Source organism: Pseudomonas sp. HP_12, assembly GCF_055283955.1.
This window is the reverse complement of the sequence record NZ_JBTOQG010000034.1, coordinates 308542-319501: the sequence shown is the minus strand read 5'-3', so window position 1 is coordinate 319501 and position 10960 is coordinate 308542. Positions and strand designations below refer to the sequence as shown.

At 58.3% G+C, this 10960-nt stretch carries 21 protein-coding genes; 16 read left to right on the top strand and 5 right to left on the bottom strand.

Features of this window, described 5'->3' with window-relative positions:
• The 3 genes from ACYASU_RS20085 to ACYASU_RS20075 all read right to left on the bottom strand — a co-directional run.
• The coding region (locus ACYASU_RS20085; RefSeq protein WP_463583812.1) for a Rha family transcriptional regulator at positions 1–525 on the bottom strand (525 nt) is incomplete at its 3' end.
• Between the two features lie 65 nt (positions 526–590).
• Complete coding sequence (locus ACYASU_RS20080; protein ID WP_463583811.1) at positions 591–1013, bottom strand: phage regulatory CII family protein; 423 nt, start codon at positions 1011–1013, stop codon at positions 591–593.
• An 87-nt stretch (positions 1014–1100) separates the two neighbouring features.
• On the bottom strand, positions 1101–1316 hold the full coding sequence (locus tag ACYASU_RS20075) for a helix-turn-helix domain-containing protein (protein WP_074893362.1): 216 nt from the start codon (positions 1314–1316) through the stop codon (positions 1101–1103).
• Positions 1317–1403: 87 nt separating this feature from the next.
• Here ACYASU_RS20075 and ACYASU_RS20070 point away from each other — a divergent pair, with 87 nt between their 5' ends.
• The 8 genes from ACYASU_RS20070 to ACYASU_RS20035 all read left to right on the top strand — a co-directional run bounded on the left by ACYASU_RS20070 (position 1404) and on the right by ACYASU_RS20035 (position 5662).
• Positions 1404–2057 carry a LexA family protein gene (locus tag ACYASU_RS20070; RefSeq protein ID WP_463583810.1) on the top strand — a complete coding sequence of 218 codons (654 nt, stop codon included), beginning with the start codon at positions 1404–1406 and terminating at the stop codon, positions 2055–2057.
• A 156-nt stretch (positions 2058–2213) separates the two neighbouring features.
• Positions 2214–2465 (top strand): DUF1654 domain-containing protein, encoded by a 252-nt coding sequence (locus tag ACYASU_RS20065; RefSeq protein WP_463583809.1) that lies wholly within the window; start codon positions 2214–2216, stop codon positions 2463–2465.
• Between the two features lie 371 nt (positions 2466–2836).
• Entirely contained in the window at positions 2837–3049 is a 213-nt protein-coding gene (locus tag ACYASU_RS20060; RefSeq protein WP_463583808.1) for a hypothetical protein, read from the top strand.
• Between the two features lie 60 nt (positions 3050–3109).
• Entirely contained in the window at positions 3110–3292 is a 183-nt protein-coding gene (locus ACYASU_RS20055) for a hypothetical protein (protein WP_463583807.1), read from the top strand.
• A 486-nt stretch (positions 3293–3778) separates the two neighbouring features.
• The gene (locus ACYASU_RS20050; protein WP_463583806.1) at positions 3779–4066 is read left to right on the top strand and encodes a hypothetical protein; all 288 of its coding nucleotides are present in this window, start codon (positions 3779–3781) and stop codon (positions 4064–4066) included.
• Positions 4063–4377 (top strand): hypothetical protein, encoded by a 315-nt coding sequence (locus ACYASU_RS20045; RefSeq protein WP_463583805.1) that lies wholly within the window; start codon positions 4063–4065, stop codon positions 4375–4377. Before ACYASU_RS20050 ends, ACYASU_RS20045 begins: the two co-directional genes overlap by 4 nt.
• Positions 4378–4471: 94 nt before the next feature.
• Positions 4472–4819: a hypothetical protein gene (locus tag ACYASU_RS20040; RefSeq protein WP_074893389.1), complete on the top strand. Its 348-nt coding sequence runs from the start codon at positions 4472–4474 to the stop codon at positions 4817–4819.
• A gap of 30 nt (positions 4820–4849) precedes the next feature.
• Complete coding sequence (locus ACYASU_RS20035) at positions 4850–5662, top strand: DUF2303 family protein (protein WP_463583804.1); 813 nt, start codon at positions 4850–4852, stop codon at positions 5660–5662.
• 79 nt (positions 5663–5741) lie between these two features.
• On the opposite strand, the gene ACYASU_RS20030 is transcribed toward ACYASU_RS20035, so the two are convergent.
• Both ACYASU_RS20030 and ACYASU_RS20025 read right to left on the bottom strand, forming a co-directional pair.
• Positions 5742–5939 carry a hypothetical protein gene (locus ACYASU_RS20030; RefSeq protein ID WP_463583803.1) on the bottom strand — a complete coding sequence of 66 codons (198 nt, stop codon included), beginning with the start codon at positions 5937–5939 and terminating at the stop codon, positions 5742–5744.
• A 205-nt stretch (positions 5940–6144) separates the two neighbouring features.
• On the bottom strand, positions 6145–7137 hold the full coding sequence (locus ACYASU_RS20025; RefSeq protein WP_463583802.1) for a hypothetical protein: 993 nt from the start codon (positions 7135–7137) through the stop codon (positions 6145–6147).
• Between the two features lie 28 nt (positions 7138–7165).
• Here ACYASU_RS20025 and ACYASU_RS20020 point away from each other — a divergent pair, with 28 nt between their 5' ends.
• The 8 genes from ACYASU_RS20020 (at position 7166) to ACYASU_RS19985 (ending at position 10950) form a co-directional block, all read left to right on the top strand.
• Positions 7166–8083 (top strand): DNA cytosine methyltransferase, encoded by a 918-nt coding sequence (locus tag ACYASU_RS20020; protein ID WP_463583801.1) that lies wholly within the window; start codon positions 7166–7168, stop codon positions 8081–8083.
• Between the two features lie 16 nt (positions 8084–8099).
• On the top strand, positions 8100–8417 hold the full coding sequence (locus ACYASU_RS20015) for a DUF4406 domain-containing protein (RefSeq protein ID WP_463583800.1): 318 nt from the start codon (positions 8100–8102) through the stop codon (positions 8415–8417).
• Positions 8414–9043: a hypothetical protein gene (locus ACYASU_RS20010; RefSeq protein ID WP_463583799.1), complete on the top strand. Its 630-nt coding sequence runs from the start codon at positions 8414–8416 to the stop codon at positions 9041–9043. Before ACYASU_RS20015 ends, ACYASU_RS20010 begins: the two co-directional genes overlap by 4 nt.
• On the top strand, positions 9040–9480 hold the full coding sequence (locus ACYASU_RS20005; RefSeq protein WP_463583798.1) for a Lar family restriction alleviation protein: 441 nt from the start codon (positions 9040–9042) through the stop codon (positions 9478–9480). Before ACYASU_RS20010 ends, ACYASU_RS20005 begins: the two co-directional genes overlap by 4 nt.
• 65 nt (positions 9481–9545) lie before the next feature.
• Positions 9546–9932 carry a hypothetical protein gene (locus tag ACYASU_RS20000; RefSeq protein ID WP_463583797.1) on the top strand — a complete coding sequence of 129 codons (387 nt, stop codon included), beginning with the start codon at positions 9546–9548 and terminating at the stop codon, positions 9930–9932.
• Positions 9929–10258 (top strand): hypothetical protein, encoded by a 330-nt coding sequence (locus ACYASU_RS19995; RefSeq protein WP_463583796.1) that lies wholly within the window; start codon positions 9929–9931, stop codon positions 10256–10258. Before ACYASU_RS20000 ends, ACYASU_RS19995 begins: the two co-directional genes overlap by 4 nt.
• On the top strand, positions 10255–10389 hold the full coding sequence (locus ACYASU_RS19990) for a hypothetical protein (protein ID WP_463583795.1): 135 nt from the start codon (positions 10255–10257) through the stop codon (positions 10387–10389). Before ACYASU_RS19995 ends, ACYASU_RS19990 begins: the two co-directional genes overlap by 4 nt.
• 54 nt (positions 10390–10443) lie before the next feature.
• Positions 10444–10950 carry a hypothetical protein gene (locus ACYASU_RS19985; RefSeq protein WP_463583794.1) on the top strand — a complete coding sequence of 169 codons (507 nt, stop codon included), beginning with the start codon at positions 10444–10446 and terminating at the stop codon, positions 10948–10950.
• Positions 10951–10960: the final 10 nt, after the last annotated feature.

Sequence of the window (10960 nt, the reverse complement as noted above, 5' to 3'; positions counted from 1 at the left end):
GAGCTTCGACGGGGCGATGCCGAGTTGTTTCGCCGCGTCAGTGATGCAAATCGAACCCTCGGCGGCGGCAAGACGGCGGATTGCTGCGAGCTTGGGTGCTTGAAGCTCAAGCACGCCAAGGAGGCGCTGGGTTTCCTTGGCCTGGTCGGCTGCGAGCTGGAGCGCCTCGGCGTAATTGGCCGGGATACGCGGGGCGGCCTGCTCTTCCAGCTCGCGCCAGCGGCGAACCACTGCCATGCGGAGTGGTGCGCTGTAGCCGGTCAGCAGGCAGTCGGTGTGCTCACGGTCGAGGAGGTACTCGGTCTGGTTGCGGTTCTGGCCGTCCTGATAGGTGCGCTCAAAACTGAGCGCATCTTTTTTCAGGTCCGCCAGCATCGACGCGATGTCACGCTTGACGTTCTTGTGCTGCTTACCGGTCAGTTCAGCGATCTCGCGAGACGACATAACCTGACGCGTCATCACTTGCGGCAGGTAGGAAACTAACGAATCAGGCCGGGTATTGCCCTGGGGGTTCGTGGTGTGCATAATCGGACCTCACAAGTGTTGTTGAAGAAGCCGGTCTAGCCACCGGCTTTTTTATTGCCTGCGATTTAGGCGGCCTTGAGGGACGCCTTGAGCACGTCGAGCGCTTTCTCTGCCTCGGCGATCTCGCGCATGATGCGAGCGCGTTCCATCTGGTCGACGCGACCGTCAGCCATGGCGCGGTGTGTCTCGACGGTTACTTCGGAGATTTCAAGCGCAACATTTCCCAGCGCCAGGTGAACATCGATCGGCACGGGCTGATCCTTTGCCACCAAGTCGAAGTTGAAGCCGGCCGCCAGCGCCAGCAGTGGGCGCATGTCCTGGGTGTGCAGCAGAATCCCGAACAAGTGCTCGATGGTCAGGTGGTGGGCAGCGTTGTCAGGGTTGGAGCGCTGCAGCAGGCTCACGTGGGCAAGGCACATCTTCCCGGCCAACTCCTCGGCGCCGCTCTCCTTCACAGTCGTGTGGCAGGCCCGCAAGAAATCTTCCATTCGTAAACCCTCAAATTTGTTTCAGTGGCTGCGTGCCAGCACGCGTTGCAAAATGTTTCTACCGAACAGAACAACAGGGACGTGGGCTCAAGCCACCATCTCTGCCCAAGGAAAAGCGGGACAGAGGGACTCTTTCTTAAAAGCACCCCCGGTCAAATCTTCAGCCCGCTTGGCAATGACAGGAGACATGCCGTGCTTACCCCGAACCCAGCCAGAAACGGTGCTTTGATCGACCTTCAGCTTTTCGGCTGTGACCTCTTGCGTGCCGAAGTGGGCAACGAGGTCCTTGAAAATAGTGTTCATGCTGCCCCTCCGTATGTGAATACCCATATCGTAGAACATAGGGATACCACTTTGCAACGATATGGGTGCACCAGTAATAATCGGCAGATGGAATACAAAGACCGAATCAAGGCCGCTCGCCGGCACGCAGGACTAACCCAAGCGCAGCTCGCGAAACTCGTGGGCATCGATCAGGCGTCTATTTCGGACCTTGAACGAGGCAGATCGCAGCGGTCGTCTTACAACGCATCCATCGCAAAAGCGTGTGGGGTATCTGCCATCTGGATCGAAAGCGGGACGGGACCCATGGTGGCTCAGGCTGTCGAGCCATCGAACGTGAAGGATGTTGTCCAACCCGAAATGCTGTTTCGGTATCCAGTTATCAGCTGGGTCTCTGCAGGATCATGGGAGGAAGCCGTTCAGCCCTACCCTGATGGCTTCTCAGACCGATACGAGACCTCTGACTATGACTCCAAAGGTCCGGCGTTTTGGCTTGAGGTCAAAGGAGACTCGATGACTGCTCCGGCGGGAGTCAGTGTGCCGGAAGGGATGATGATCCTGGTTGATACGGAAGCTGACGTGAAACCCGGAAAGCTGGTTATTGCCAAGCTTCCCGCCAGCAATGAGGCCACTTTCAAAAAACTTGTTGAGGACGGTGGAGTTCGATATTTGAAGCCTCTCAACCCGGCCTACAAGATGGTCGAGTGTGATGAGAACTGCCGGATCATTGGTGTGGCGGTGCAGATGAGCGCCCGCTTATAGGTGCAATCCCCCCCGCGTCCCGATCAGAAATCAGCCCGCCCAGAGCGGGCTTTTTATTGGGCGCGCGATCAAAGAGAACAAATGTACTCCGCCGTATTGCCGTTTCACTGAGGATCCAATACTGTCTATCCATACAGTACCAACATGGAGGATGACATGACACCAAGCACCGCCAACATCACCTTTTCGCCGACGTCATATGAGCAGGTAGGCCGTAGAATTCAGCGGCTGGTGTCGGACCCGAAAGTGCAGAAACGCCAAGCCGTGGACATCACCAGGCGCGATGAAGAACCCCCCGAAGCTTGGGAGCAGGTGCTTCAGGAGCTGGATGAAACCGACGGAATAACGGTGGAGCGCCTGCAGCCTGGCCGCGTCCGAATAGGATGGAAACGGTATATCGACCTATGAACGAAGCCCGCAGTTGCGGGCTTTTTATTGACCTTGCCAAAAAATTATGGGAATACCCATTGACAGAGAATATGTGTAGTCCTATATTTTGCCCATGCCGACACATAACCGGCTCCGCTCTTTAAAAACTTAACCTCGAAAAAAGAAATAGCAGACCGCACTGCCTCTACCGGCGACCGGCGTCCGCTCTCGAAGCCATTGAGGGGCCAGAGAAACACAGGCAGAAACCTGTGACGGACGAGGATTACCGACCGCGTGAATGACCCGGCAAGCAGTGCGCACCGCCACCCCGGCGGGAATGGGGCAGAACGATTCACTGAAGCACCTGAGTAGTTGTCGGGTGCTTTGGGAATCCACTGGAGGGCAACACGATGTTCAACATGGCAACGATGGCGGCTGACGAGTGCCGCGAAGATGCACAGGAACGCACCTGGCGCCGCTGGGCCGACAAAGCCGGCAAGATTCTCGGCCGCTACGTAGCTGATAGCTCTGACGATGAAGACTTCCTGCATGACCTGTATCTGGCTGGGGCCTCGCCTGATGAGGCAGTCGCCGAGATGCATTCACAGCAAACCGCAGCATGACGATTTCACTAGGTGGCCTTGGCAACAGGGCCAGACGGGAAATCAACCAGAGCAAACATCATGACCACTACGCCTCTGCAAATTTCCTACCTGATCAAAGGCGAGCAGAAAGGCGCCGAGTTCGCCGGTGACCTTTACGAGGGCTTGTTTCACGCTGCTCGGCAGTTGACCGGTCAAGAACGTCTTCGGCTAATCGGTGAGCTGCTGGCCCGGCACGCCGAGATTGAGTCCGAGTGGCGATAGGACAACCAGCGCCAGCGTCAGCCTGACGAAAACTGCCCGATACCCTGCAACGCTTGAACGCTGACCAGGGTGCATCGGGGTGCGATCTTGCCGGAACGTGCTTACCGGTTACCTGCCAGCCCAGCACGGGGCATCAAATCCGGCAGGTTGAGGGTTCGCCCTCGAAGATCGTAGCCCGATGCGGAAGAGTCCACACCGCGAAAGCGGCCCCCTGCTCCGACCGTACAGGACGCCCCTGCGGTCGCCACCCGACACCGAGGATTTGCAGCCATGTAAACGACATCGACCCGGCCTACCGCAGCAGGTGGCGCCGGCAAGCAAGGTTCACGTAGGGAGGCCTTGTGAACCAGCGACATGAAAAGCCCCGCATCGATGGGGCTTTTTTTCACCCAGCGTTTACCCGTCAGCACTCTCCCCTGCGCCCAACCGGCCTACGTCAGGCGGCCAGAGTGCTGACGAGTACACGCAACGAAATGGAGAAAGGACATGCACCCACAAATTCAACAACGCGTGGATGGCCTGAACGCCATGCGCGCTCGCACTCAGCTCGCTACAGCGGAGTTCTACGCCATGATCGGTAAAGAGCCCCCGGCCCAGCACATTCGCTTCCAGGTGGTCGCCAAGGGCACCAGCGCTTACCACGTTGTGGAAATCGCAACCGGAAAGGTCGTCGGCTTCCGCTTCAGTTGGAAGGAAGCGGTCAACTTTGCTCAGGTCCTCGAGTCTCGCGCTGACGGGGTCGTCGTGATTCTGTCGCCGGCGGTGCTGCAATGATCGGCGAGAGCGTGCCGGACCAGCACAAGCAGACGATCGCGCAGCTCGCCGCCCAGATCGATCACTTCCTCGCCACCGGCCACAGGATCCAGCAGATAGACCAGGGCGTCAGCGCAAACGCGCCGCTGCTGGGCACCACTAATCATCTGGAGACGCTCAAGGCCAAGCGCGCTAAGCGTGCACCGCGGATTCGCGCACTGGCCGAGGCCGGCCTGAACGCGCGCCAGATCGGCATGAAGGTTGGCGTCGATACCCGCACCGTCGCCCTCACCGCCCGAGAGCACGGCATCACCTTCACCGCAGCCAGCTGATGCGGCGCGTAAACCAATCAGCGAATCACCGTCGTCGACAAACCCAACACAAACTTCCACCAAGCGGGCTCCCGGCCCCACCGGAGAAACACGCATGTCCACACCAACTGATACCGCCGAATTCCTCGAAGAGCTGAACGGCGGGGCGTTTGCCAGCCAAATCGGGCACGCCCTCTCCGAAGTAGCTGCCGGCGTGGTTGACCACGGCAAGGCTGGCAAGCTGGTCATCACTCTGGACTTCAGCCAGATCGGCGAATCCCACCAAGTGAAGATCAAGCACAAGCTCGACTACAAAGTGCCGACTAAGCGCGGTACCCGCAGCGAAAACACCAGCCTCGACACGCCGATGCACGTTGGCAGCGGCGGCAAGATCTCGCTGTTTCAAGAGAAGCACGACCAGCTGTTCAGCCGTGACGAAGCGCCCATCAAGCCCCGCACCTAATACCTCCCTTCCCCACACGAGACCTGTGAAATGTCCCTGAGCAAAGAAGCGATACAACTCATCACCGACACCGCGCTGGAAGCCACCGGCAAAGCGTTGCCGACTGACACGCCCACCGCACTGCTGCCGGAAGGCACCAAGGTTGTGGATCTGGAAAAGTACCAGGCCGGCCGTAGCCGCTTCCGCGGCACCTACACCACCCACGCGCTGGCCGATTTCAGCACCTACGTCGCCGACCGCGCCGGGGCTGGCGCGCGAGGTTTCATCAACCAAGAGGAAATGAGCTGCGTTCTGCTGTTCAACCTCGGCACCGCCTCCGAGCCTGGTCACGCTGATGACCGTGCGGTGTTGAAGCTCAAGGCAACCGCCGGCTACACCGCGGCGCAGCAGATCTCGAGTCAGCGCCTTGCCCAGAAAGAGCTGAGCGACTGGATCGAAGACTGGCACCAGTACCTGACGCCGGTTGACGACGCAGGCACCGCCATTCCAATCGCCAAGGCAATCGCGGCGGTACGCACCATCACCATCAAGGCCACCAGCGAATCGGAAACAACGGTCGGCGACACCAGCGCCAGCCGCAGTGCGATGGACCAGATCGAGGCGCGCAGCAAAGAAACCCTGCCGGCGGCGCTGCACTTCCACGTCGTGCCATTCGAAGGCCTGACCGAGCAGCTCATCACACTGCGCATTTCCGTCATCACCAGCGGGCCGGTGCCGGTCTTGAAATTGCGCTGGGTAGGCGAGGAAGTGCAGCGCGAATCGATCGCACAGGAATTCAAGTCAGTGCTGGAGGACAAGATCGGCGCGGCGGCGAAACTCGCGCTTGGCAGCTTCTCGGCCTGACCTGTAACGCAAGCGTGGCATCGCAGGGTCGATGTCACGCAAACATAACGGCGGAGCCGAGGCGCAATTGATCGGTAGATCAAATTTGCAGCGCATCAACCGCCACCTCGATTTCGCTTATAGCCATCGGCACGTGCTCGGCGTCATAGGCCCGGTACTGTAGAAGCTCATCAGCCGCCGCCTCTGACAGCTCGTCGAGGTTCAGCCCTTGCTTACGGGCCACGTTCAAAACTGATTTCAGTGCCAGCAACAACGCCTTTTCCCTGTCTTCACTCATTACCGTATCCCTTCTTGTGGAGCGGTAAGCGTAGCCCATCACCGAAGGTCCCTTATGAGCATTTCCGCTCCGACGGCACTGCAAATCGCACCTTGTGGATCCGGCTAAATACAGCTTGCGCCAGTCGCGTAAGCTCAATCGGATTAGATCTCGTCGGCTTTGAATAACGCTATCGCACCAATGCGCGGAATCAACGGGCCGAGGATTAGTCTCGATGCAGGTCAACGCCGTGAGGCTTTGGGTTAGAGCAAAATACCTGCTTCCAGCACTGATAAACGCACTGGAGGTTGTACTTCTTCAAAAAATCAAGATCATCAACAAATACACTTACCCCAACAGGTAACGGTGCTCGTTCCAACGCAGCCATTACATCCAGCGACACAGGAGCCCATGGCTGGGTTTCAATATCTACAAAAGAGTAGAATACAAACGCACTCGCACTCAAATTGAAGGCGTATGCAAAATGAAATGGCTCGCCTGAAAGATCCACGAAGGACCTATCACTTACCAGCACGCCAGGCGCTTCGCCGGTATAGGTATAAAGCGCAATACTCTTCATCACGGAACTATTTTCAAACATCCCCTTAATGGTCAGCTCGAAAAAATTGGGTTGGTCAGCGCTTTTCATTAAGAGCAGAAAAAGACAGTCCATCCAAGCCTCGTACTCCACCCTTGAAACACCTAACTCGTCGATGAAATGGCTGTCGACTGTGCTTAGATTTGCAACCCGCAAATGCACTTCTGCTAGCAGCGGATCAGAAGGCTGCACACTCTCAAGCATGCGAAAAGTATCCAGCGTTTTTCTGATGCAGTAGGGGTTGCGAAATGTGTTTAGAAGTTTGAGAGCAAAAATGTCTATTACTTCAGACTTAATGTCAGCACCTGGGAAATCAAGCGCTGTAAGCAGGCGCCTAGTAGCTAATTCAATTCTTGTCTCGTATGCGCCAAACAAACTCTCGAAGTTTTCCTGCACATGTGCGTCGACGTGAGCAAAAGTGTAAAGATTTTTGATAGCAAGATTTTTTCTGATCTTCATGCCCAGCGGAGAACTTAGTTTAACGCTATAGCTTTCTCGATCTACCAGATCAAATGCATAGATACGCATACTCTGCCTACTGACAGACGGATCAATTGCATTCATACGTTGCTCGGCCTGCGAAAGAAAATGTTGGTTTTTAGTATTGTTTTTAAATTCCATTCTTGCATCCTCCGAAGGATTTTTAATCATGGTAACAGCAATTGATTTGTTCGCCGGGCTCGGTGGATGGTCTACCGGTGCCCGCGCGGCGGGAGTCGAGGTTCTCTGGGCCGCAAACCACTGGCCTGACGCGGTCGAATGGCACAGCGCCAACCATCCGGACACTCAGCACATCTGCCAAGACCTACACCAGGCAGACTGGACCAAGGTTCCGAGCCACGACATCCTGCTGGCATCGCCATGCTGTCAAGGCCACTCCAAGGCTCGCGGCAAATCATCGGGCAACCCGCAGCACGACTCCAGTCGGTCGACAGCCTGGGCGGTTGTCTCCGCGCTGGAATTTCACCGGCCAGAGGCAGCTATCGTCGAGAACGTGCCGGAGTTTATGGATTGGGCGCTGTACCCTGCTTGGGAAGCGGCCATGCGATCACTCGGCTACCAAGTAGCGCCGCACGTCGTGGACTGCGCCGACTTGGGTGTGCCGCAGAATCGGGTTCGGATGTTTCTGATTTGCACCCGAAGCGCCGCGCCGCTGAGGCTGAGTCTGCGTGCTGAGCGTCACACCGCGGCGAGCACATTCATTGATCTGGACGGCGGGCGCTGGACCGATATTGAGAAGCCCGGGCGGGCAGCGGCCACCTTGGCCCGGGTAAAGGCCGGGCGCGTGGCTTTCGGCGAACAATTCGTCTTCAGCTACTACGGGAATACGAAGAGCGGGCGAGACCTCTCACGGCCAATCGGCACCATCACTACCCGCGATCGTTGGGCGGTCGTCAACGGCGACAAGATGCGAATGCTGACGGCAGATGAAAACCTGCGGGCAATGTCGTTCCCGGTCGACACAAAGCGTCCGGACAACCATCGACTTACGGTTCACATGGCCGGCAACGCGGTTCCCCCACTCGCCGGCCAACGCGTGATCGAAGCGCTCATTGCCGCCGCCTGACTGACAGGACATCCCCATGCAACGCATCTACCTCAGCGGGCCCATGACGAGCCTGCCCGATTACAACTACCCGGCATTCAATGAGGAAGCCGCCCGCCTCCGCGCACTCGGCTATACCGTCGAAAATCCCGCCGAGAACCCGCTACCCGCCGACGCGCCCTGGCACATGTGCATGCGTGACGCGATTCGCCAGATGCTCACCTGCGACACCGTGGCGTTCCTGCCTGACTGGCGTCAGTCCCGCGGCGCCAATGTAGAAATCGAGCTGGCCACCCACCTGGGCATGGCTGTCATTCAAGCAAGCGGCATCGTTTCGCCGCAGGAGGGGTTATGAGCAATCAAGCAAAGCGATTGAGCGATTGTGCGGCGGAGCGTTTGGCGCAGTGTCGTGGTGAGGCGGTGCCGCCCTCTGGCGTAGCAGTGGAGTGCGCTATTTGTGCCGGCCTCGGCGATCAGTGCGTGACGTGCGAAGAAGCTGAATTCGCTGTTTGGGCTGAGCGGCACTTCGCGGCGGCTGATTATCGGCAAACGACAGCGGGCGTATTCGTCCAGGACTGGATGCGCCATTCATTCTCGGCATGGCAAGCGCGCGGCGCCCACATCACCCGCCTTAATGCTGAGGTGTCAGCCCTACAGCAGCGCTTGAACATCGCTGATCAGAGGGTGTGTGATCTGCAATCCGAACTGACCAAGGCGTTGAGCTTGGTCCGCTGGTTCTACACCCACGCCAACGTCCACCAGGTCGGCACGGCGATGATGGATGCGGCAAGAAATTTCATCGCCCACCAATCCGCGTCAGCCGCGAATGCATGCAGCCACATTTGGGTGAGCGCTGATAACCGTGGCGCCGGCGCTGGTGAAATCTGCCAGGCGTGCCCGGCACATCGACCGGCCGCGAAACTCGACGCCAGCATGATCGGCATCGTTCACACCCCTCCGATGGAGTACGACGAGCCATGACCAATAAAGTCGAGCTGCTGCCGTGCCCGTTTTGTGGCAGCCAATCCAACAGCGCCAGCCACGCTTCCAGTTACGTCATGTGTTTCGGGTGTGATGCTGATGGACCAATAGCAAAGCCTGGACAGAATGCGGTTGAGCTGTGGAACACCCGCGCCGCCCCTGCCGAGGATGTCGGCGCAGTGGTGGATGAGCGCACGCCTCAGGATTACGCGATTGAGCACGCGGGCTTTTTGGCAACGGCGGCTGATCAGGTGCTCGCCGATTATCAGGCCTACACACTTGCCCAGATGCTCGCCGATGAAGGTGGGGATGATGGCGAGGCGGAGCTGACCGATGCAATCGACGAGGCTCGCGACGATCTGCAGGAAGGCTTGAGAAATCTTCGCGAAATGGCCTACGAGTTCCGCAAGCGGCGAGACCGCGCCATCCCGCAGTAACCCCGCCGCCCGTTCGGTCCCACCCTATACCTATTGCCTGCTGCGTATGCGGCGAGGACGAAGTCATGCTCAAAGAAAACGAACTTGAGGATCTGCAAGCGGAAGTCAACCGGCTTTCAGGCCGCCACAGCTCAGCCGTCCTGATTGAGGCGGCACCGGTGATCCGCGACGAGAACGGATTTTTCCAGCACCCCGATCTGCCGGACTTCGATGAGGGCGACGGCGACAAGTGCAAAGCGTGGATTGCCGAGCAGGAACTGGAAGTTGCGATGGTCAGCCTGGAGTACCACAGCGACGAAGCGATATCCGATCGGTACTTCGAGGCTGGCGATCCAGACTGCAGCTATTGGGAGCCGGACCGACCAGACGGTGAAGGTTGGTTCTGCATGGCAATTCACGATACTGATGACGGTCCGGTCTGCTGGTGGGCTCGCCCTGAGATTGCGCCATGAGTGAGACCAAGGAATTTTACTCTGCCGAGCAAGCTTTTCAGCGTGCTGCTGACTGGTGCAAGCGCCATCCGGCATGGCGTCGCATCTGTGATATTCCGGATCACTCCGTTTTCATCAAAACCTACGATGAGATTCCAAAGCCCGAGCGCGCCTACTGGGACGAGAACGGCGGCGAAGAATGCTGGCGAGAATTCGGCGACGCAGGAAGCAAAGTGCCCACGGGATTTATCTCCGGCAAAGGCGAGTTCTTCGACCACGTCCTGAAGGTGCCTCTCCATCACAACCTGATGATGGTGTTTCGCGTGGGCAGGAACTGGAAGCCATGACCCACCTCGTTTTCTTCCCCGCCCAGTACGGCACCCCTGACCGCTGGGTTCCCTGCACTGTCGACGCCTTCGGGGTCTGGCGCTGCAATGGGATGTACATGCCGGCGCCGAAGCCGAATCTCGTCAAGTAACCCCTTCCCCATCTATCCACATGCCTGCCGGTGTACGGCGGGCGAGGAATTCCTATGTCTGCAACTCAACGATTTCACGAAGTCGCGAACGACGCACTGGTGCGGATCAGTGATCAGCTGTGGCCGGGCGCCAAGCTGTGCCTGGTAGTTTACGCGGAAGGCAAGCCGAGCCTCGACATCGTGCTAAAGGACAACGGCATCAGCCTGGACGAGGTCGTCAGCACTCTCCGGCGTGCGGGACTGAGCATCGACGGCAACAACGCCTACAAGCTCGATCTGTGCGACAGCATCACTGGCGCCATGGCGTTCGGATACCAGAACACGAATCCACCGCCCGAGGGGCATTGGGCAAAGCAGTTTTGGGATATCGGCCGGGCCGAGGGTGAAGCGCGCGAAGAACTGGCCGCAGCGCTGAAGCTGACTCGCGAAAACCTCCGCGCCTGCCAGGCAGTCATCCACTACGCCGGCGGCTTCGATCCGGCCTACGTGAACGATGCCCAAGCCGCGATGAAAGCTGCTGACGCAGTTCTGGCGAAGTACCCGCCACTCAACCCCGCATAGACCCCGGACG